Annotated in this window: 18 protein-coding genes; 14 read left to right on the forward strand and 4 right to left on the reverse strand. The window is 70.6% G+C overall.

From position 1 onward, the window contains the following. Position 1: 1 nt before the first annotated feature. Complete coding sequence (locus ABZS40_RS28385; RefSeq protein ID WP_354946538.1) at positions 2-1,021, reverse strand: TAXI family TRAP transporter solute-binding subunit; 1,020 nt, start codon at positions 1,019-1,021, stop codon at positions 2-4. Further along, a complete protein-coding gene (locus ABZS40_RS28390; RefSeq protein WP_354946539.1) occupies positions 1,018-3,138 on the reverse strand; it encodes a TRAP transporter fused permease subunit in 2,121 nt (706 codons plus the stop codon). The genes ABZS40_RS28385 and ABZS40_RS28390 overlap by 4 nt, the downstream gene beginning before the upstream one ends. Before the next feature lie 345 nt (positions 3,139-3,483). Between ABZS40_RS28390 and ABZS40_RS28395 the strand changes: the two genes are divergently transcribed. Continuing rightward, a complete protein-coding gene (locus tag ABZS40_RS28395) occupies positions 3,484-4,416 on the forward strand; it encodes an ABC transporter ATP-binding protein (protein WP_354946540.1) in 933 nt (310 codons plus the stop codon). 424 nt (positions 4,417-4,840) lie between these two features. Here ABZS40_RS28395 and ABZS40_RS28400 read toward each other — a convergent pair whose 3' ends face one another. Then, positions 4,841-5,077 carry a flavin reductase gene (locus ABZS40_RS28400; RefSeq protein WP_354946541.1) on the reverse strand — a complete coding sequence of 79 codons (237 nt, stop codon included), beginning with the start codon at positions 5,075-5,077 and terminating at the stop codon, positions 4,841-4,843. Between the two features lie 250 nt (positions 5,078-5,327). Between ABZS40_RS28400 and ABZS40_RS28405 the strand changes: the two genes are divergently transcribed. The 5 genes from ABZS40_RS28405 (at position 5,328) to ABZS40_RS28425 (ending at position 9,154) form a co-directional block, all read left to right on the forward strand. Then, the gene (locus ABZS40_RS28405; protein WP_354946542.1) at positions 5,328-6,131 is read left to right on the forward strand and encodes a helix-turn-helix transcriptional regulator; all 804 of its coding nucleotides are present in this window, start codon (positions 5,328-5,330) and stop codon (positions 6,129-6,131) included. Continuing rightward, on the forward strand, positions 6,122-6,313 hold the full coding sequence (locus ABZS40_RS28410) for a DUF397 domain-containing protein (protein ID WP_354946543.1): 192 nt from the start codon (positions 6,122-6,124) through the stop codon (positions 6,311-6,313). The genes ABZS40_RS28405 and ABZS40_RS28410 overlap by 10 nt, the downstream gene beginning before the upstream one ends. A gap of 128 nt (positions 6,314-6,441) precedes the next feature. Then, positions 6,442-7,230, forward strand: a complete 789-nt coding sequence (locus tag ABZS40_RS28415; protein ID WP_354946544.1) for an ABC transporter permease — start codon at positions 6,442-6,444, stop codon at positions 7,228-7,230. 24 nt (positions 7,231-7,254) lie between these two features. Further along, positions 7,255-8,064 carry an ABC transporter permease gene (locus ABZS40_RS28420; protein WP_354946545.1) on the forward strand — a complete coding sequence of 270 codons (810 nt, stop codon included), beginning with the start codon at positions 7,255-7,257 and terminating at the stop codon, positions 8,062-8,064. A gap of 61 nt (positions 8,065-8,125) precedes the next feature. Then, entirely contained in the window at positions 8,126-9,154 is a 1,029-nt protein-coding gene (locus ABZS40_RS28425) for a YihY/virulence factor BrkB family protein (protein WP_354946546.1), read from the forward strand. A gap of 74 nt (positions 9,155-9,228) precedes the next feature. Here ABZS40_RS28425 and ABZS40_RS28430 read toward each other — a convergent pair whose 3' ends face one another. Continuing rightward, positions 9,229-9,702 (reverse strand): hypothetical protein, encoded by a 474-nt coding sequence (locus ABZS40_RS28430; RefSeq protein ID WP_354946547.1) that lies wholly within the window; start codon positions 9,700-9,702, stop codon positions 9,229-9,231. A gap of 543 nt (positions 9,703-10,245) precedes the next feature. Here ABZS40_RS28430 and ABZS40_RS28435 point away from each other — a divergent pair. From ABZS40_RS28435 to ABZS40_RS28470, 8 genes are all read left to right on the forward strand, one after another. Next, the gene (locus ABZS40_RS28435) at positions 10,246-11,424 is read left to right on the forward strand and encodes an ROK family protein (RefSeq protein ID WP_354946548.1); all 1,179 of its coding nucleotides are present in this window, start codon (positions 10,246-10,248) and stop codon (positions 11,422-11,424) included. A 193-nt stretch (positions 11,425-11,617) separates the two neighbouring features. Next, on the forward strand, positions 11,618-13,126 hold the full coding sequence (locus tag ABZS40_RS28440; RefSeq protein ID WP_354946593.1) for a sugar ABC transporter ATP-binding protein: 1,509 nt from the start codon (positions 11,618-11,620) through the stop codon (positions 13,124-13,126). Further along, entirely contained in the window at positions 13,123-14,250 is a 1,128-nt protein-coding gene (locus ABZS40_RS28445) for an ABC transporter permease (protein ID WP_354946549.1), read from the forward strand. The genes ABZS40_RS28440 and ABZS40_RS28445 overlap by 4 nt, the downstream gene beginning before the upstream one ends. A gap of 97 nt (positions 14,251-14,347) precedes the next feature. Then, a complete protein-coding gene (locus ABZS40_RS28450; RefSeq protein ID WP_354946550.1) occupies positions 14,348-15,400 on the forward strand; it encodes a substrate-binding domain-containing protein in 1,053 nt (350 codons plus the stop codon). A gap of 21 nt (positions 15,401-15,421) precedes the next feature. Beyond that, on the forward strand, positions 15,422-16,630 hold the full coding sequence (locus tag ABZS40_RS28455; RefSeq protein WP_354946551.1) for a Gfo/Idh/MocA family oxidoreductase: 1,209 nt from the start codon (positions 15,422-15,424) through the stop codon (positions 16,628-16,630). 644 nt (positions 16,631-17,274) lie between these two features. After that, positions 17,275-18,441: an inositol-3-phosphate synthase gene (locus tag ABZS40_RS28460; protein WP_354946552.1), complete on the forward strand. Its 1,167-nt coding sequence runs from the start codon at positions 17,275-17,277 to the stop codon at positions 18,439-18,441. Beyond that, positions 18,425-19,384 (forward strand): SCO3242 family prenyltransferase, encoded by a 960-nt coding sequence (locus ABZS40_RS28465; protein WP_354946553.1) that lies wholly within the window; start codon positions 18,425-18,427, stop codon positions 19,382-19,384. Before ABZS40_RS28460 ends, ABZS40_RS28465 begins: the two co-directional genes overlap by 17 nt. After that, positions 19,381-20,307: a sugar phosphate isomerase/epimerase family protein gene (locus tag ABZS40_RS28470; RefSeq protein WP_354946554.1), complete on the forward strand. Its 927-nt coding sequence runs from the start codon at positions 19,381-19,383 to the stop codon at positions 20,305-20,307. The genes ABZS40_RS28465 and ABZS40_RS28470 overlap by 4 nt, the downstream gene beginning before the upstream one ends. The last annotated feature ends 18 nt before the right edge of the window (positions 20,308-20,325 follow it).

Below are 20,325 nucleotides of genomic sequence, written 5' to 3' on the forward strand. Positions count from 1 at the left end.
GTCAGTTCGCGCCGAGGTCCTTCAGCGCCTTCTCGGCGCCGCGGTGCAGCGGCACCGGCAGGGTCCTGCGGGCCTTTTCCAGCGAGATCCCCTTGGCCGCCGGGTTGGCCTGGGCCAGGGCGTCGCGCTTGTCGAACACCGTCCGGGTGATCGCGCAGGCCACGTTGGCGTCCAGGTCCTTGCGGACCAGCAGCACGTTGGGCACGACGATGGTCGGGGTGTCGGTCGCCGTCCGGTACACGTCCCGCCCGATCGTGCCTTCCTGGTAGCCAGGGCTCAGCGCGGCCATCTTCGGCAGCAACTGTGAGATGTCGACGAACTTCACCGAGTCGCCGGCAGTGGTGAACAGGTCGGTGAGGCCCCCGGTGGGCAGCCCGCCGGACCAGAAGAAACCGTCGACGCTGCCGTCCTTGACCCCCTCGACCGTCTTGGTCAGGTCCAGTCGCTGCGCCCGGATGTCAGTGGCCGGGTCGAGGCCGGCGGCCTCCAACAGCCGGTTGGCGATCACCTCGGTGCCGGACTTCGGTGAGCCGGTGGAAATCCGCTTGCCCCGCATGCCGGCCACCGAGGTGATCCCGGAGTCGTTGCGGACCACCACCTGGGTGTAGTTGTCGTAGATGCGAGCCAGCGCCTGCACCGGCTGCGGTGCGGTGAAGCTGCCCTTGCCCTCCACCGCGTTGACCGCCGTGTCGAACAGCGAGAACGCCACGTCGTACTGGCCACCGACCAGTTGCTCGACGTTCTGCACCGAGGCGCCGGTCTCGGCGGCGGTGCCGGAGAGCTTGCCGCCGGTCGCCCCGGCCAACTGCCCGGCCAGGGCGTTGCCGACCACGTAGTAGACGCCCGTCGCGTTGCCGGTCGCGATGCCGACGCGCGTCTCCTTGGTCACCTCGCAGGTGACCTCGCTGGCCGTGTCGTCAGTGGCCGCGCCGCCCTGCTGACCTCCGCAACCCGCGGTGCCGACCGTGACGAGGGCGAGCACGCTCAGGCCCGCAGCGAGCCGTACGTCGATTCGTCTCACAGTTGTTCCTCCACAGGATTGGCTGGTGATCCGGACGGTGGCCGGCCGGCGGAGCCGCGTCGAACGAACACACCCGCCGCCGCGACGACGGCCAGCGCCGCGCCGACAGTGACCGGCACGGGTTCGAGCCAGAGCAGTGTGACGCCGGCGAGGGCGCCCAACACCCGTTCCGGGGCGCCGGCCGGCCCCACGCCGGGCAGCCAGCCACCGGCGGCGACGGCGAGCACCGCCACGCTGAGCGCTGTGACTCCGGCGGCGAAGGCGATCCGTTGGATGCCGCCGATGCCGAGCAGACCGAGCCCGGCCGGCGTGATGACGAACGCGATCGGGATGAGGTACGCCGGCAGCGCGTACCGCAGGGTCTGCCACATGGTCGGCACCAGCCGGCCGCCGGTGACGGCGGCGGCGGCCACCGCGGCGAGCGCGGTCGGTGGGGACACCTCGGACAGCACCGCGAAGTAGAAGACGAACATCGCCGCCGCCGGCGCGGTGACGCCCAGGTCGAGCAGGGCCGGACCGACGATCACCCAACCGATCACGAACGACGCGGTGACCGGCACGGCCAGGCCCAGCAGGGTGAGCGCGACGGCGGCGAGCAGCGCGGTGAGCACCAGCACCAGCGTCGGGTCCGAGGTGGCCGCCTGGGCCCCGCCGATCAGCAGCGCCGCCGCCTGCGGCCCGAGGCCGGTCTTCGTGGTGGTCGCCGTGATGATGCCGGCGGCGGCGCAGACAGCGGTGACGGCGAGGACGCCGCGTACGCCGGTGACGAGCGCGGTCACCAGCCGGCCCGGGGTGAGCCGGTGCGCGCGGTCCTCGTTCCTGGGGGCCAGGAACGACAACGCGACGGTGAGCACGATGGCGAAGACGACAGCCCTGGTCGCTGACACACCGACCGCGAGGAACACGATGATGGCGATCAGCGAGGCGAAGTGGTAGCCGAACCGGGCCAGCAGCCGCCAGGGCGAGCCGACGTCGATCACCACGGGGCGCACGCCGGAGCGGCGGGCGTCGATCTCCACAGCCAGCAGGATGCCGAGGTAGTAGAGCACCGTCGGGACCGTTGCCCAGCCCAGCACCTGGAGGTACGAGACGCCCAGGTACTCGGCGATGATGAACGCCGCCGCCCCCAGGGTGGGCGGGGAGAGGATGGCGCCCACCCCGGCCGCGGCCAGCATGCCGCCGGCCCGCTCCGGCGGGTAGCCGGCGCGGCGCAGCAGCGGCCAGGTGACCGCGCCGATGCTCACTGTCGTCGCCGCGCCGGAGCCGGAGACGGTGCCGAGCAGGAAACCCGAGGCCACCGCCGTCCGGCCGGCGGCGGTACGCGAGCGCCGGAACGCCGCGGCCGACAGTTCGACGAAGAACCGCCCGGCCCCGGACAACTCCAGCGCCGCGCCGTAGATGGTGAACAGCACGATGTACGAGGCGGCCACGTCGAGTGGTGTGCCGTAGAAGCCGCTGTCGGAGTTGTAGAACGCGTCGATGAGTTGACTGAAGTCGAGCCCGGCGTGCGCGACAGGCCAGGACTGCGGCAGCAACCCGCCGTAGTAGCCGTAACCGAGGAACAGCAGGCAGACCGCGGGCAGGATCCAACCGGTGGTACGTCGACACGCTTCGAGCAGCAGGAGCAGCAGAACGGTGCCCAGCACCAGATCCGTCGGCGCCAGCAGGCCCTGCCGGTCGAGGAACGCGTTGTAGCCGCCGCCACCGCTGCCGATCCGGATCGGCAGGATCGGATAGAGACAGGCCGCGACCGCCAGGGCGACCAGAACCCAGTCGGTCACTGTGGGCCCCGACGATGCGAGTGCCGGGATGCGCCTGCCGCTGTCGCCCTCGGTGGCCTCGGCGCGGTTGGCACGGCGTCGCCGGGCGCGTAGGCGGGCCGGCAGCCGCAGGTCGGCCGGGTAGGCGAGGAAGACCAGCGGGAGTACGCCGGCCAGGAAGATGATCAGGTAATACTTGCTGCCCTGCGACAGGGGGCGGAACACCTGCCACAGGGCGAGAGCGCCGACCGCCAGCGCCGCCACGGTGAGGAGCAGCCCCGCCGGCCCGGAGAGCACCCGACCCGGTTTCTCGTCCTCGAACTGGGCGGCCAGGTCCCGAGTCGCCCGCTCGGCCACGCTGGGCTCGCGCGGGTCGGGCCCGGTCTGTCCGGGCCCGGTCTGTTCGGGCTCGGGTCTGCTCGGGTGGGCCCTGCTCGGGTCGGCTTCTTGTCGTGGTCGGGGTGGCCCGCCGCCGGGGCTCGCTGCCTGCCCATCAACGGGAGAGTTGGCTGGTCGGGCAGGTGACGGCGAACCATCGGGCGAGCTGATGGGCGACACAAAAGGACGATACACGTCGATTGGCTGACGGGTGGGGCATCGATCGGCGTTTCGTCGCCGGTGGTACGGACACGGTGGCGACCGGCTGGTCGCCGGCGAATATGTGCGTGGAGGGCTGTCGGACCCGGCGGTTAGGGTCGGGCGGTGACTTCGGGGCGACCACTGATTCAGGCTCGCGGGCTGGTGAAGCGGTTCGGCGATTTCACCGCTGTGGACGGCATCGACGTCGAGGTGCGCCCGGGTGAGGCGTTCGGCTTCCTCGGGCCCAACGGCGCGGGCAAGTCGTCGACCATGCGGATGGTCGGCTGCATCTCCCCACCCAGCGGGGGTGAGCTGCGCATTTTCGACATGGATCCGGTGGCTGACGGGCCGGCGATCCGGGCGCGTCTCGGGGTGTGCCCCCAGCTCGACAATCTCGATCCGGAGTTGACCGTCCGGGAGAACCTGACCGTCTACGCCCGCTACTTCGGCATCTCCCGCCGGGCGGCCCGGGAGCGCGCCGCCGAGCTGCTCGACTTCGTCCAGCTCACCGAGCGGGCCGACAGCAAGGTCGAACCGCTGTCCGGTGGCATGAAGCGTCGGCTGACCATCGCCCGCGCGCTGGTGAACGATCCGGAGCTCGTGCTGCTCGACGAGCCGACCACCGGGCTGGACCCGCAGGCCCGGCACCTGGTGTGGGAGCGGCTGTTCCGGCTCAAGCAGCAGGGCGTCACGTTGGTGCTCACCACGCACTACATGGACGAGGCCGAGCAGCTCTGTGACCGCCTGGTGGTGATGGACGGCGGCCGGATCGTCGCGGAGGGCTCGCCCCGTGCGCTGATCGAGCAGCACTCGACCCGTGAGGTGGTCGAGCTGCGCTTCGCCGCCGAGTCGCAGGAACCTTTCGCCGGCAAGCTCGACGGGCTGGGGGAGCGGGTCGAGGTGTTGCCCGACCGGGTCCTGCTCTACGTGCCGGACGGCGACGCGGCAGTCGCCGAGGTCACCGCGTCGGGGCTCCAGCCGGCGAACGTGCTGGTCCGGCGCAGCGGCCTGGAGGACGTCTTCCTGCACCTGACCGGCCGCACCCTGGTCGACTGACGGGCCACAGAGGGATCGTTGCCACCGTCGCACCGTTGATCTGCCGGCGTCACGGCTCATCGGGCTCTGGCCCAGGTGAGGTTTCGCCACGTGGTGAAGCTGGTGGGCACATGAACCCCGCCGTTCCAGGCGGCGGCGTAATCGGTTTGCCGGATCGGCCCCAACGTGTCCGCCCGCCACTCGATTCGCAGATCTTGGACAGTTTCCGTTACGCGCTAACGGAAACTGTCCAAGATCTGCTCATTTCGCACGCGAGGTGCAGGGGCCGACTCCGTTTCCGGCACAGCGGGGGTAGTCCGGCGTCGCGGAGACTTCCGAGTCATCAACAGGGCGGGGTGCGCCGCGGCCACGGCACGCCCAAGACGCCGGAAATCGGGTCACCCGTGGGCGGGGCCGTACCGCTGAATTACGAACGAATCACGGCTCACCGGGCTCTGGCCCAGGTGATGAAACGGTCGGTCAGTCGGTCGTGACCGGCCTGGCCGGCGAGGTCCCCGGCTGCCTCGTACAGCAACGCGGCAAGGTAGATGAGCAGGCCGATCCGATCCTGGCGGTACTCGCCGAGCAGCGCCAGGCGGGCCGGCGAGCAGGGCCACGCCGCGCCGCAGACCCGGCAGCGCCAGGACGGGCGTGCCGCTGTGTGTGGGCGGTACCGGGGCATCAGTGGCCACCGCCGTCCTGAACCGACCAGGCGAGTCGCACGAGGGAACCTCCATCGGGGGGTGGGAGCGCCCCGGATCGGGGGTCACGGGGCGCTCCCGGCCTGGTTCCGCCCGCCGTCCGATCCCGTGAGCGGTTCCGCTGCGTGACAGTCTGGTGAGAACCCGACTACGGTGGGAGGTTCCGCACGCCGACGACCAGCGCGTACGGCGATCGGCCCGGCACGGTACGGGAATGTACGGAGGTTGTCCGTGGAGAGTTCGTCCATGCTGGAGCACTTCGCCGAGGAGCTGCGACTGGCCCGGGCCGCCAGTGGGATGTCGCAGACGGCGCTGGCCGAGGCGTTGAGCTATTCCGGGGCGCTTGTCGCCAAGGTGGAGACATCCGAGCGCCGGCCAAGTCTGGACTTCGCCCGCCGGTGTGACGCCGTGTTCTCAGCCGGCGGTCGGTTCGAACGCATCCAGCGGCGGATCAGCCGGGAGGCCGTGGTGCCATGGTTCCGCGACTGGGCCGGCATCGAGCAGGAGACCACGGCGCTGCGCTCGTTCGAGCCGCTCTACGTGCCGGGCCTGGTGCAGACCGAGGGTTACGCCCGCGCCATCCTGGCCGGTGCCGGGCTCTTCGCGGCGGAAGAGGTCGAGCAGCAGGTGACCGCCCGGCTCGACCGGCAAAGCGTGCTCACCCGGGACCGGCCACCGCTGCTCAGCCTGGTCGTGGACGAGTACGCGCTGCGCCGCCACGTCGGTGGGCCGGAGGTGATGCGCGAGCAGTTGCGGCACCTGGTGAAGCTCGGCTCCGCGCTGCCCCGGGTCCGAATCCAGGTCGTGCCGCTGTCCGCCGGTGCGTACGCTGGGCTCGATGATCCCTTCGTGATCGCCACCGCAGCCACCGGTGAGGACGTCGTCTACCTGGACGGGCAGCGCCACGGGCAGGTGATCGACCGCTCCGAGTACGTGCGGCAGATGGTCGAGGTGTGGGAGTCGATCCGGGGTGAGGCACTATCGCAGCAGCAGTCCCTCGACCTGATCGCGGAAGTGGCGGAGACATGGAGCTGACCGGCGCCCGCTGGCGCAAGAGCACCCGCAGCAACGGCAGCGGCGGCAACTGCGTGGAGGTTGCCGGCAACCTGCCTGGGCTGGTGGCTGTCCGCGACTCCAAGGACCCGACCGGCCCCGCGCTCGTCTTCCCGCCCGACGCGTGGCGCGCGTTCGTCGGCTCCGACGCCGTCGGCCGGTAGGCAGGTAGCGGCCACGCCGGCGAAACCCGGGCGACACGCCGGCGGGGTCGTCGTAGGGTGACCGGCGGTCTGTCGTACCCCGGGAGTAGACAGGTCGTGGTGGCTGGCGCGGCGGGCGGGGTGGTCGGGTGAGTGTGGCGGGATCGGCGCGGTTCCCCTGGGTGCCGGCGTACGCGGTGTTCGAGCACTACCTGGTGGGTCTGCGACGCACCTGGCGGGCCGGGGTGTTCTCCTCGTTCCTGCTGCCGGTGCTCACCGTCCTCGGGTTCGGGGTGGGCGTCGGCGCCTACATCGACCAGGGCGTCGGCGGGGTGCGTTACCTCGACTGGCTGGTTCCCGGGCTGATCGCCTCGACAGCGCTCCAGGTGACCGTCGGTGACTCGACCTGGCCGGTGTTCAGCAACTTCCATTGGATCAGGACGTACTTCGCGCAGGGCGCGTCGCCGCTGCGAGTGGGCGACATCGTGGCCGGGCACCTGGCCTTCGTGCTGTTCCGCGTGCTCACCACGATTGTGGCGTTCCTGGTGGTCACCGGGCTGTTCGGGGCGCTGCGGTCGCCGTGGGCGGTGGCCACCCTTCCGGTGGTGGCGTTGCTCGGGCTGGCCGTCGCCGCGCCGACCTTCGCGTACGCCGCGACGGTGTCGAGCGACAGTTGGCTGGCGATGCTGTTCCGGTTCGCTGTCATCCCGATGACGCTCTTCGCCGGGGTGTTCTTTCCGGTCGAGTCGTTGCCCGAGGCGCTGCGCTGGCTGGCGTGGGCGACACCGTTGTGGCACGCCGTGGACCTGTGCCGCGCGGCCACGCTCGGCGTCGCCCCACAGTGGTCGATCGCCGGGCACCTGCTCTACCTGGCGGCCTGGGCGGTCGCCGGCTGGTTGCTGGCGGTGCGCGCGTTCCGTCGCAAGCTCGTCCTCTGAAGAAGATGAAGCAGAGAGGGTGTCGTGATCACGCTGATCCTGCCCCGGCTGATCGACGTCTCCGCCGCGTCCCGGCGGTCGGCGTCGGTGATCGGGCGCAACGTCGCGGCGCTGAAGTCGGTCTACTGGCTGCTGCTGCTCTCCGGCTTCGTGGAGCCGCTGCTCTACCTGCTCTCCATCGGGGTGGGCGTCGGCGCGCTGGTCGGCGACCTGCCGCTGCCCGACGGGCGGCTGGTCTCGTACGCCGAGTTCGTGGCACCGGCGATGCTCGCCTCCTCGGCGATGACCGGGGCGCTCGCGGAGACCGCCTTCAATTTCTTCGGCAAGATGAAGTACATGAAGCTGTACGACGGGATGATCGCCACCCCGGTACGGCCGTTCGAGATCGCCGTGGGCGAGTTGGGTTGGGCGATGCTGCGGGGCAGCGTCTACTCGGCGGCGTTCCTCGGGGTGATGGTCGCGCTGGGGTTGACCAGCGTCGCCCGTGCGTTGACCGCCCTCCCGGCCGCAGTGCTCGTCGGGTTCGCGTTCGGGGCGCTCGGCATGGCGATCTCCACCTTCATGCGTAGCTGGCAGGATTTCGACCTGATGGGCAGCGCACAGTTCACGCTCTTCCTCTTCTCGGGCACCTTCGTGCCGGCGCAGGCCTATCCGACGCTGCTGCACTGGCTCGTCGAGATCACCCCGCTGTACCGGTCGGTGCACCTGATCCGGGGGGTCGCGCTGGGCAGTGGTGGATGGCTCTGGCTGCTCGACGTGCTCTACCTGCTGGCGATGGTGGCGATCGGCCTGCTGGTGGCTTCTCGCCGAATGGCGAGGTTGCTCTACAAGTAGGGGTTATCCGCGCCCGTCGGCGGGGCATGTCCGGAGGTGACACCGACCAAGAGGAGGGGCGATGGCCTCGGACGAGTCTTCCGCCCAGCGTGAGCGTGAGCGTGATCCCGCCACCACGCCGGTCGGGCCCGACGCGGGCCCGGACAGCCCTACCGACCTGCCCGGCAGTGGCTGGAAGGCGGCGCTGCGCCGCACGATCAGGGAATTCCAGGACGACAGCCTGACCGACTGGGCCGCGGCGCTGACCTACTACGGGGTGCTGTCCATCTTCCCCGGCCTGCTGGTGCTGATCTCGATCCTCGGTCTGCTCGGCGAGAGTGCCACCGAGGGCGTCAAGGACACCGTCAACCAGGCGGTGCCGAACGACAGCATCCAGAAGATCATCGAGGGCGCGATCGATACCGCCCAGAAGAACGGCGGCCTGGCCAGCATCGCGGCGATCATCGGTCTGTTGGCCGCGTTCTGGTCCGCGTCCGGCTACATCGGTGCGTTCATGCGGGCCTCGAACACCATCTACGACGTGCCGGAGGGCCGGCCGATCTGGAAGACCCTGCCGATCCGGGCCGGCGTGACAGCGGTGATCGGCGTGCTGCTGCTGGCCTGTGCGGTGATAGTGGTCTTCACCGGCCGCCTCGCCGAAGCGGTGGGCGACGTGGTCGGCCTCGGCTCGACCGCGGTGACGGTGTGGGACATCGCGAAATGGCCGGTGCTGCTGATCCTGATCAGTCTGATGTTCGCGATCCTCTACTGGGCCTCGCCGAACGCGCGGCACGGCGGCTTCCGCTGGGTCAGCCCGGGTGGCGTGCTGGCCGTGGTGATCTGGCTGGTGATCTCCGGCCTCTTCGCCTTCTACGTGAGCAACTTCGGCTCGTACAACAAGACGTACGGGGCGCTCGCCGGGGTGATCATCTTCCTGGTCTGGCTCTGGCTGAGCAACATCGCGATCCTGCTGGGCGCCGAGTTCGACGCGGAGCTGGAGCGGGGCCGCGCCATCTCGGCCGGGCACTCGGTGGACGACGAGCCGTACGTCGAGCTGCGCGACGACCGCAAGCTCAAGAAGAAGCACAACCAGCGCGGCTCGGTCGACTGAGCCGGTGCGTCAGTGGCTGCCGGACCCGTGCAGGGACCGGCAGCCACTGACGCGCGCATTGTTGGAGCCGACCGTCAACTGCAGGCTGAGGTGAGGCACCAGCCGTTGAGCGTGACTACCTGCAGGTCATTCACCTTGTGCCAGCCGGGGCGATATTTGTTTCCCACGCTGTCGTAATAAATGTAACCGCTGGGCACCTGGAAACCGTCGGTGTCCCGGAATTCGTAGTAGTACCTCGAGTCGGATGCGCTGCCCTGCCCGGCCGGCAGCCACATCGTCTTGCTGTTGGTCGGCCAGTTGCCCGAGAGCTTGATGGATCGGCCGAGCCGGTTCTTCACCTCGCCGCAGAAGATCCCGGCGGTGCAGTTCCCGAGGGTGCCGAAGTCGCCCTCAGCAGCGCTGGAAGCGGCCTGCCGGACGGGCGCCGCAGCGGCGACACCAAGGTCGGAGCCCTTCGGGGATGGCGCCGCCTGGGCTGCCGATGGCGAGAACAGCGCGACGAACGCTACTGCGGACACGGCCGCGACAAAGCGCGTCGGTCGATTCATTGGGGTCCTTCCCGTCGGGGTATTCGGGCACGCCAGAACGGTAGGTCATCGCGATTGGAGAATTGCGGTGCGCGACTCGCCCCGTAGCTGTCGATGCCCAGGAACGTTAACGACCATGTTGACGACTGTCAACGTCCTTATCAATTGCGGCGACGGTGGAGCCGACGATTCGGGTGGGCTGCAGGCGTCCGCATCGGTGGCGTAATCGCAGCTGAGCGTATCGATACCGATTGACGTCGGCGGTGGTCGATGGTGACGACGCGCGCCCGTCGGATGCGCCCGGAGGTTGGCGTCGCCGCGGTGGCGGTCGGGGCGGGTTCGTCCGTCGCCTCACCCGGTCGGTGGGTGCCGGTGCGACGAGGGGTGCGCAGCGAAGTCGGTCCATCGCGTCGCAAGCGCGACCGAAACTTCTGTCCGTTTGAGCAAAAGTTAGCGTCGAAACAGCCGAAGCTCTGGACAGGCGATCCGACCGCTCTTACTGTGTCGGACACAACACATCGACATTGCGCCGATGTGAACGCTGCCAAAGAAGAGGGGGCCCGGGTGCGCACCGTCGACCCTCTACACGTGCGCCTGTTGCGACTGCTCCGTGACGAGGGCGCCGTGTCCCGGGCCGAGTTGGGCGACCGACTCCAGATGCCGCGTCCGCGCATGCTGGCCGAGCTGGATCGCCTGGTGACGCTGGGGTACGTGGCCGAGGCCGGGCTCGCCGCATCCCGAGGTGGACGCCGCTCGACGCTTGTCGAGTTGAACCCGAAGCTGCGCTTCGCCGCCGTCGACCTCGGCGCCAGTTCGATGGACGTCGAGGTGGTCAACGGCCGCCTCGAACCGGTGGCCCACTACGCCGAGGCGGCCGATATCCGCAACGGCCCGAAGGTGACCCTGCAACGGGTCAACGAACTGCTGCACAAGGCCCGGGTCGACGGCGCGTACGAGCGACTGGACGCGGTCGGCATCGGCGTACCCGGCCCGGTCAGCTTCCGCGACGGCGTTCCGGTCTCACCACCGATCATGCCGGGCTGGGACCGGTTCCCGGTGCGTGAGCTGCTCAGCCGGGAGCACGGCTGCCCTGCGGTGGTCGACAACGACGTCAACATCATGGCGATCGGCGAGCGGCACGGTGGCGTCGCCCACTCGGTGGACGACTTCCTCTTCGTGAAGATCGGCACCGGCATCGGGTGCGGCATCTACCTCACCGGTGAGGTCTACCGGGGCACCGACGGCTGCGCCGGCGACATCGGCCACATCCAGGTCGACTCGCACGGTCCGATGTGCTCCTGCGGCAACGTCGGCTGCCTGGAGGCGCTGTTCAGCGGCGCCGCGCTGGCCAAGGACGCCGCAGCCGCCGCCCGCAGTGGGACGTCGCCGGCGCTGGCCGAGCGGCTGGCGCTGCGGGGTGTCGTCACCGCGCTGGACGTCGCCGAGGGCGCCGTCGAGGGCGACGTGACCTGCATCCAGTTGATCCGGGACGGCGGGCGGCGGGTCGGCGGAGTGCTCGCCGGCCTGGTCAGCTTCACCAACCCGTCCATGATCGTGATCGGTGGTGGGCTGGCCCAACTGGGCCACATCCTGCTCGCCGAGATCCGCAGTGTGGTCTACCGCCGGTCACTGCCGCTGGCCACCGGCAACCTTCCCGTCGTCCTGTCCGAGCTGGGCGGCCGTGCCGGTGTCGCCGGTGCGGCGGTGCTCGCGAGCGACGTCGCCTTCGGTGAAGCATCGTGAGCGCGAGGAGTGAGCCGGGTTTGCGAGCCCCGCAGTCGCGAGCAGAGGCCAGCACCGCGAAGCTGTTCGAGATTCCGTCGTGAGCGAGGAGGAGACTGTGGCTCTGCCCGAGGATGACCCCGCCACCGCGTCGGCCGAGGCCGTCGCCGAGGCGCCGCTGGTCGAGGCTCCCGCCGACACCGTCGCGGGCGAGGTGGTCCTGCGCCTCACCGATCTGGTGAAGACCTTCCCCGGCGTACGCGCGCTCGACGGCGTGCAGTTGGAGGTGCGTGCCGGCGAGGTGCACTGCCTGCTCGGGCAGAACGGCGCCGGCAAGTCCACCCTCATCAAGGTGCTCGCCGGGGTGCACCAACCGGATTCCGGGCAGGTGGAGTGGCGCGGTGAGCCGGCCGCGTTCGCCAACCCGCAGGCCGCCATGAAGGCGGGCATCGCCACGATCTACCAGGAGCTCGACCTCGTCGAGGACCTGTCGGTGGCGGAGAACGCGTTCCTCGGACACGAGTACCGCAACTTCGGTTTCGTCCGGCGCGGCCGGATGGCCCGGCACACCCGGCAGATCCTCAGCCGGCTGGGCCACGGCGAGATCCCGCCGGGGCGGATGGTCCGGTCCCTGCCGGCTGCCGGCAAGCAGATCGTCAGCATGGCGCGGGCGCTGTCGCACGAGGCCCGACTGATCATCATGGACGAGCCGAGCGCCGTGCTGGCCCACGACGAGGTCGGCAACCTGTTCCGGATCATCCGAGAGTTGACCGCGCAGGGCATCGCCGTCATCTACATCTCCCACCGCTTGGAGGAGATCCGCGAGATCGGCGACCGGGTCACCGTACTCAAGGACGGCCGGACCACGGCGGCGAACCTGCCGGCGCGCGACACCCCGACCCGCGACCTGGTGAGCCGGATGACCGGCCGCACCATCGAGTACGTCTTCCCGGACCGGCCGACCGACGACTCCGCGGGTGCCGACCTGCTCCAGGTGGAGGGGTTGACCCGCACTGGCGAGTTCGCCGACGTGTCGCTGAGCGTGCGTGCCGGGGAGATCGTGGGCATCGCGGGGCTGGTCGGCTCCGGTCGTTCCGAGCTGCTGGAGACGATCTACGGTGCCCGCCTCCCGGAGGCCGGCACCGTGCAGATGGACGGGAAGGTCCTGCGGCCCGGCGTCGGCGCGGCGGTTCGCGCCGGCATGGGAATGGCCCCGGAGGAACGCAAGAGCCAGGCGCTGCTGCTCGGTGAGCCCATCTACCGCAACGTCACGCTGGCCACCTTCGGCCGGTACGCGCGGCTCGGCTTCACCAACGCCGCCAAGGAACGCGCCGAGGCGGACCGGATCGCGGAGACCCTGGAGCTGCGGCCCCGGGACGTGGACCGGCCGGTACGCACGCTGTCCGGCGGTAACCAGCAGAAGGTGGTGGTCGGGCGTTGGCTGCTCGGCGGCACCAAGTTGCTGCTTCTCGACGAGCCGACCCGGGGCGTGGACGTGGGCGCCCGGGCCGAGCTTTACCAGGTCATCCGGGGATTGGCCGCTCAGGGCGTCGGGGTGCTGCTGGTCTCCAGCGAGGTGCCCGAGGTGCTGGGTCTGGCCGACCGGGTGCTGGTGATGCGGGAAGGGCGGGTCGTCCGCGAAGCCGCGGCCGGCGAACTCGACGAAAACACTGTGCTTGACCTCGTGATGGCGGGGTCCTTGATGGAAGGCGCACCGGCATGAGCGACGCGACTCCCACTCCCACCGCGACACCGGAGCGCCCGCAGCTTCCGGCGCAGTCGCCGCCGGTGGACCCGGCGGAGACGGCGGTGGCCAGCGACAAGGCAGGATCCGGGGGCAAGCTCTCCTGGTGGCGGGGTGACGGTGGCGACGGCGCCAAGCGCAACCTCGGTCTGATCGGGGTGCTGGCCGCGCTCATCGTGGTCGGCGCGGTCACCAAGCCCGACCTGTACGGCGACCCAAACTGGGTCTGGAACAACGTCCTGGCCATCCTCCAGTTGGCCTCGGTCGTCGGCGTGGTCACTGTCGGGATGACCTTCGTGATCATCGGCGGTGGCATCGACCTGTCGGTCGGCGCGATCGTCGCGTTGGCCGGGGTCTGGTGCACCACTGTGGCCACCCAGAGCTACGGCGCCGCCGGCATGATCTTCGCCGCCCTCGCGGTCGGCATCTGCGTCGGCCTCGTCAACGGTGTGCTCATCTCGTACGGGCGGCTGGTCCCCTTCATCGCGACGCTCGCGATGCTGGTGGCCGCGCGTGGGCTCGCGGCGTCGATCTCCAACAAGCAGACCCAGGTGTCGAGCAGCACGTTCATCAACGACATCGCGGCGCGCAAGGTGATCGGGATCCCGATCCTCGTCTACATCCTCGGCGCTGTCGTGCTGGCCGGTTGGGTAGTGCTCAACCGCACGACCTTCGGCCGGCGGACCATCGCCGTCGGCGGCAACCCGGAGGCGGCCCGGCTGGCCGGCATCAACGTCCGGCGGCACACCATGCTGCTCTACGCGCTCTCCGGTCTCTGCTGCGGTATCGCCGCCATCATGCTCACCTCGCAGGCGACCTCGGCGCAGGCGGCGATGGCCAACCTGTACGAGTTGGACGCGATCGCCGCGGCGATCATCGGCGGGACGCTGCTCAGCGGCGGTCGGGGCACGATCGTCGGCTCGCTGCTCGGCGTCATCATCTTCGCCACCATCACGAACCTCTTCGCCATCAACGGCCTCTCCATCGAGGCGCAGAACATGGTCAAGGGCGGCATCATCGTCGCGGCCGTCCTGGTCCAGCAGTTCCAGTTCAAGTCAGTCACTCGGCTCCTCGCGCGGAACAGGGTCACCACCGCAACCTGACGCACCGCACCGTTGTCCTGGCGACGTCGAGACCTTCGACGGTGGCCGGGCCTCGCACACCCTCAAAAAGTCACATCCCGCTCCCAGGAGGTCATTCATGACCCAGCACAGTCGCGACCTGTCGCGCCGCCGGTTGCTCTTCGGTGGAGCCGCAGTGGGCGCTGCCACCCTGCTCACCGCCTGCACCAGCAACGACACCCCGGCTGCCAGCACCCAGACCAAGGCCGCCGGAAACGCCGAAGGCAACAACGCCCCGGGCAAGAAGGTCGTCATCGGCTTCTCCGCCCCGGCCGCCGACCACGGCTGGATGGGCGCCATCCACGCCAACGCCAAGGCGCAGGCCGCGGCCTACTCGGACGTGGAGTTCAAGGAGGTCGACGGTGGGTCGAACTCCGAGGCCCAGCGTTCCACGCTCGGCACGCTGATCGCCCAGAAGCCGGACATCATCGTCGTGCTGCCGCACGACGGCAAGGAGGTCAACGCCGTTGCCCTCCAGGCCATGCAGGCGGGCATCCCGATCGTCAACCTCGACCGGGCGTTCCCCGACGCGCTGGCCTCGCGGCTGGTGATCAAGGGCGACAACTACGGCATGGGCGTCTCGGCCGGGCACTACATCGGCAAGATGCTCAAGGACAAGGGCGTCACCAACCCGGTCATCGGTGAGATCGCCGGTCTGGAGATCCCGCTGACCGTCGAGCGCAGCGAGGGCTTCAAGGCCGCCCTGGCGACCTACGGGTTCACTGTGAAGAACCGTCGTTCGGCCGAGTTCACCTCGGACAGCGGTCAGCGTGAGGCGTCCCAGCTGCTCCAGGCGCTGCCGAAGATCGACGCCATCTGGAACCACGACGACGACCAGGGCATCGGTGTGCTCGCGGCCATCAAGCAGGCGAACCGGTCGGAGTTCTTCATGGTCGGCGGCGCGGGCTCCAAGCTCGCGATCGACGCCATCAAGGCCGACAACAGCGTGCTGAAGGCCACCGTCACCTACAACCCGTCGATGGCCTCGTCGGCGATCTCGCTCGCGCGGCTCGTCGCGCAGGGTCGCGGCCTGGGCGACTTCACGGAGCTGCAGGTGCCCAAGGAAGTGACTCTCGCCTCCGAGACGATCACCAAGGAGAACGCGAGCAGCTACGACAAGCTCGGGTTCTGACATACCGGGGGGAGACCCACCTTGTCCACGTTAGACAGAGAACTGCGGGTCGGCATGGTCGGCTACGCGTTCATGGGCGCCGCGCACTCACAGGCGTGGCGCACCGTGAACCGCGTCTTCGACCTGCCGGCGCGGGCCCGGATGGCGTTGATCTGCGGCCGAGACACAGCGAAGGTGGCTGACGCCGCCGACACACTCGGCTGGGACGCGTACACCACCGACTGGCGTGACCTGATCAACCGGGACGACATCGACGTTGTCGACATCTGCACCCCGGGCGACAGCCACGCCGAGATCGCTCTCGCCGCGTTGGCCGCGGGCAAGCACGTTCTGTGCGAGAAGCCGTTGGCCAACTCGGTGGAGGAGGCACGGGCGATGACCGCTGCGGCGGATGCAGCCCGGGCTTCCGGAGTGCGGTCGATGTGCGGGTTCAACTACCGCCGGGTCCCCGCGGTCACGATGATGCGCCAGTTGGTCGCCGACGGACGGCTCGGGGTGATTCGACACGTCCGTGCGACGTACCTGCAGGACTGGATCGTGGACCCGCAGTTCCCGCTGGTCTGGCGGTTGCAGAAGGACAGGGCGGGCTCCGGCGCGCTCGGTGACATCGGTGCGCACATCATCGACCTGACCCAGTTCGTCACGGGTCAGCGGATCAGCGGCGTCAGCGCGGTCACCGAGACCTTCGTCAAGGAGCGGCCGTTGCCGGCCGAGTCGAGCGGTCTGGCGGCCTCGGTGGACGGCCACACGGCCCCCACCGGGACTGTCACCGTCGATGACGCCGCGGTCTTCGTGGCGCGACTCGACGGCGGCGCCCTGGCCACGTACGAGGCGAGCCGGTTCGCGACGGGCCGTAAGAACGCGCTGCGCGTCGAGATCAACGGCTCGCTGGGCAGTGTGGTCTTCGACCTGGAGCGCCTCAACGAGCTGGAGTTCTACGACGCGACCCGCCCGGCCGTGGAGCAGGGCTTCACCCGCATCCTGGTGACCGAGGGCGAGCACCCGTACATGTCGGCGTGGTGGCCCCCGGGCCACATCATCGGCTACGAGCACTCGTTCACGCACGAGATGCGCGACTTCATCGAGGCGGTCGCCACCGGTGTCGACCCGACTCCCTCCTTCGCCGACGCGTTGCAGGTCCAGCTGGTGCTGGACGCGGTGGCCCGTTCGGCGGAGCTCGGCTCCTCGTGGGCCGAGGTGGAACCGGCGCTGACCGCGGCGGCTGTCTGACCTTTGACCATCCGCGAGGGCGGTGTTCGCACCGCCATCGCCCGACCGGCTTTCCGAAGCCGACCGGCGAGGGACCAGCCACGGATTGCGCCCCGTGGCCGGGACAGAGGTCGGTTTTCGGAGAGCGTGCAGCCGGGCCCCACGGCCCGGTGGCGCACGAGCAGGACGGTCGTCCGGTGCGACCGGACCGGGATTCCCCGGCCGCACCGGAGGACCGCCACCACCGGTGACCTCCGGAGGACCTGATGACACCGCCCGCCGCCGCCCCCACCCGTACCGCACCCGCTCGCCGGTTCCCGGCGGGTCGTGGTTCGGTCGGTGATCCGGTCGGCGCGGCGGCCTGAGACGCCCGGCCGGGGCATGCCAATGCCCCGACCGGCCGGATGCGGGGGAGGCAGGGTCGAGACGCCGACCCGACCCTGCCTACCAGCCCCGTCTGCTCGCACCTGCCGGGATCCGGTCCGGCGTCGTCGCCGCCGACGCCGACGTTGGAAGCCGGTGCTGTTCCGGTGCGGGGCGAGCGGACGGGGCCCATCCACCCGGCCCGAGACTTTCCGAAACCTGGCCGTATCTTTCCGGAACATATTCTGATATTCCTATATTTAGCGGTACCGACGGTTCCTCGTGAATGGGGAAGGAGCACCATGCGAACAGGTGTCTGGCTGGTAGGAGCGCGCGGTTCCGTCGCGACCACCAGCATCGTCGGGGCGCTCGCGCTGCGGGCCGGCCTGGCCGGGTCCACCGGCTGCGTCACCGAGCTTCCCGAGCTGCGCGGCCCGGCCCTGCCGGCCTTCGCCGATCTGGTCTTCGGCGGACACGACCTGGCCACCACTCCGCTGTGCAAGCGCGCCGAGGCCCTCGCTGACGCCGGTGTCATCCCCTGGCGGCTGGTCGCGGCACTCCGCGACGAACTGGGCGTGGTCGAGCAGGAGTTGCGCCCCGCACCGGTCGGCGACACCCAGGCCGACCGGGCCGAGGCGGTGGTCCGCGACCTGACCAGTTTCCGCGAGCGGCACGAGCTTGACCGGGTGGTGGTGGTCAACGTCTCCGCCACCGAGCCGGCCCCTCGACCGCACCCCGGGCACGCCGACCCGGCCGCACTGCGCGCCGCCCTCGACGGTCCGGACGAGGTGCTGCCGGTCAGCTCCCTCTACGCGTACGCGGCGGTGCTGGCCGGCTGCCCGTACGTCGACTTCACCCCGTCCACCGGGCTGCGGTTGCCGGCGCTGGCCGCACTCGCCGAGGAGGCCCGACTGCCGTACGCCGGGCACGACGGCAAGACCGGCGAGACCCTGGTCAAGTCGGTGCTCGCGCCGATGTTCGCGATGCGCAACCTGGCCGTGGGCTCCTGGTCCGGGGTCAACCTGCTCGGCGGTGGCGACGGCGCCACCCTCGCCGACCCGGCCGCGAACGCGGCGAAGGTGCAGAGCAAGCAGCGGGTGCTCGGCGAGACGCTGGGCTACGTCCCGCAGGGCGGCACCCGCATCGAGTACGTCGAGGAGCTGGGCGACTTCAAGACCGCCTGGGATCTGATCACCTTCAACGGTTTCCTCGGCACCGGCATGCGGATGGAGTTCACCTGGCACGGCTGCGACTCCGCGCTGGCCGCGCCGCTGGTGCTCGACCTGGCCCGACTCACCGCCGCCGCGCACGCCGCCGGACAGGTGGGGCCGCTGGCCGACCTGGGCTTCTTCTTCAAGGACCCGCTGGGCTCGCCCACCCACTCGCTGGGTGAGCAGTGGGCCCGGCTGACCGCCTTCACCCGGCAGCTGCACGACGGCGTGGACGGTGTCCATGACAACGTTGGCTGATCTCGCCGAGCTGGTCCGGGCGCCGGCCGCGCTCTCGGTGCCCGGTGACGTGATCGCCGGGGCCGCGGCGGCCGGCGCGCTGAGCCCGCGTACCCCTGCCCTGGCCGGCGCGTCGGTGCTGCTCTACTGGGCCGGCATGGCCGCCAACGACTGGGCCGACCGGCGTCTGGACGCCGAGGAACGGCCCGAGCGGCCGATCCCGAGCGGTCGGGTCACCCCCGCCGCCGCTGTCGGTCTCGCGGCGGGCCTCACGGTCGCCGGCGTGGGCCTGGCCGCCGCCGTGGGCGGTCGCCGCGCCGCCGCGCTCGCCGTGCCGCTGGCCGCCACCATCTGGGGGTACGACCTGCTGGCCAAGAACACCGCAGCCGGCCCGGCCGTGATGGCCGCCTGCCGAGGGCTGGACGTGCTGCTCGGCGCTTCCGGCGGCCGGATGACCCGGGCGCTGCCGGCGGCGGCCACCATCGCCGCGCACACCTGGACGGTCACCGCGCTGTCCCGCCGGGAGGTCACCGGCGCCGACGCCACCCTGCCGATGCGCACCCTCGCCGGCACCGCTGTGGTCGCCGCCAGTGCCGCCGTCGCCGTGCCGGGCGCCCGACGCGCAGCCCTCCGAACGACGAACCAGGCCGGTGTCACCGACCGGGCCGAGACCGGCGACGAGGCAGGTGGGCGCGCGGGTCGCAGCCGGTCGGCCACGATCGCGGCGGTGCTGCCCGCAGTGCTGGCCGGCTGGTACGCCGCCCGCTACGGCGCGGCCCAGGCCGAGGTTGTCCGGGACCCGTCGGCCGGGCGGGTCCGCGCTGCCGTCGGCGCCGGTATCACCGGGTTGCCGGCCCTCCAGGGAGCCCTCACCGCACGGGGTGGAGCAGGTCTGCTCGGGGTGGCCGTCGCGGCGGCCGCGCCGCTGGGTCGACGGCTGGCCCGAAAGGTCTCCCCGACATGAGCGTTCCCGAGCCCCGGCCCGGTGCGCCGGCCGCCGACGCCACCACGCTGCGCCTCGGGTACGGCACGAACGGCTTCGCCAACCACCGCCTCGACGACGCGCTCGCCGTCATCGCCGACCTCGGCTACGACGGGGTGGCGCTCACCCTGGACCACGACCACCTGGACCCGTTCGCGCCCGGGCTCACCCGCCGGGTCGCCGCAGTCGGTCGACGGTTGGAGTCGCTGGGCCTGGCGGTGGTCATCGAGACCGGCGCCCGCTACCTGCTCGACCCGTGGCAGAAGCACGCCCCGACGTTGCTGCACGACGACCCGACCCGGCGGATCGAGTTCCTGCGCCGGGCCGTGCGGATCGGCGCCGACCTGGGCGCGGAGGCGGTCTCGTTCTGGGCCGGTGTCCGGCCCGAGGCGGTGTCACAGCAGTGCGCCTGGGACCGGCTGGTGGCCGGCTGCGCCACAGTGGTCGACGCGGCCGACACCGCCGGCGTCACAGTCGGCTTCGAGCCGGAGCCGGGCATGCTGGTGCAGGACATCGCGGACTGGCGTCGGCTGCACGCCGCACTCGACAACCCGGCCCGCTTCGGCATCACCGTCGACATCGGCCACTGCCGGTGCCTGGAGCCCTGGCCGGTGCCGCAGTGCGTCGCCGAGGTGGCCGACCACCTGGTCAACGTGCAGATCGACGACATGCGCCGAGGCGTGCACGAGCACCTGGAGTTCGGCGTCGGCGAGATCGACTTCCCGCCGGTGCTGGCCGCGCTGCGCGACGCCGGCTACCGCGGCCTGGTCGCCGTCGAGCTGCCCCGCGACTCGCACGCCGCACCCGCCGTGGCCGCCCGGTCGATCGAGTTCCTGCGTGCCGCCGCACTGGCCGGCCGCACGAAGGACGAACTGCCCGCAGACATTCCTGGGGTGCCTGCGTAGCAACAAGGGGAGGAGACG

Source organism: Micromonospora sp. NPDC005324 (assembly GCF_040607155.1).
GTDB lineage: Bacteria > Actinomycetota > Actinomycetes > Mycobacteriales > Micromonosporaceae > Micromonospora > Micromonospora trifolii.

Bases quoted from the DNA above. Each gene is read 5' to 3' on its own strand.
- ABZS40_RS28465 (WP_354946553.1), top strand. From the start codon at position 18,425: ATGACAACGTTGGCTGATCTCGCCGAGCTGGTCCGGGCGCCGGCCGCG.
- ABZS40_RS28400 (WP_354946541.1), bottom strand. From the start codon at position 5,077: ATGCCCCGGTACCGCCCACACACAGCGGCACGCCCGTCCTGGCGCTGC.
- ABZS40_RS28430 (WP_354946547.1), bottom strand. From the start codon at position 9,702: ATGAATCGACCGACGCGCTTTGTCGCGGCCGTGTCCGCAGTAGCGTTC.
- ABZS40_RS28450 (WP_354946550.1), top strand. From the start codon at position 14,348: ATGACCCAGCACAGTCGCGACCTGTCGCGCCGCCGGTTGCTCTTCGGT.
- ABZS40_RS28470 (WP_354946554.1), top strand. From the start codon at position 19,381: ATGAGCGTTCCCGAGCCCCGGCCCGGTGCGCCGGCCGCCGACGCCACC.
- ABZS40_RS28410 (WP_354946543.1), top strand. From the start codon at position 6,122: ATGGAGCTGACCGGCGCCCGCTGGCGCAAGAGCACCCGCAGCAACGGC.
- ABZS40_RS28460 (WP_354946552.1), top strand. From the start codon at position 17,275: ATGCGAACAGGTGTCTGGCTGGTAGGAGCGCGCGGTTCCGTCGCGACC.
- ABZS40_RS28445 (WP_354946549.1), top strand. From the start codon at position 13,123: ATGAGCGACGCGACTCCCACTCCCACCGCGACACCGGAGCGCCCGCAG.
- ABZS40_RS28425 (WP_354946546.1), top strand. From the start codon at position 8,126: ATGGCCTCGGACGAGTCTTCCGCCCAGCGTGAGCGTGAGCGTGATCCC.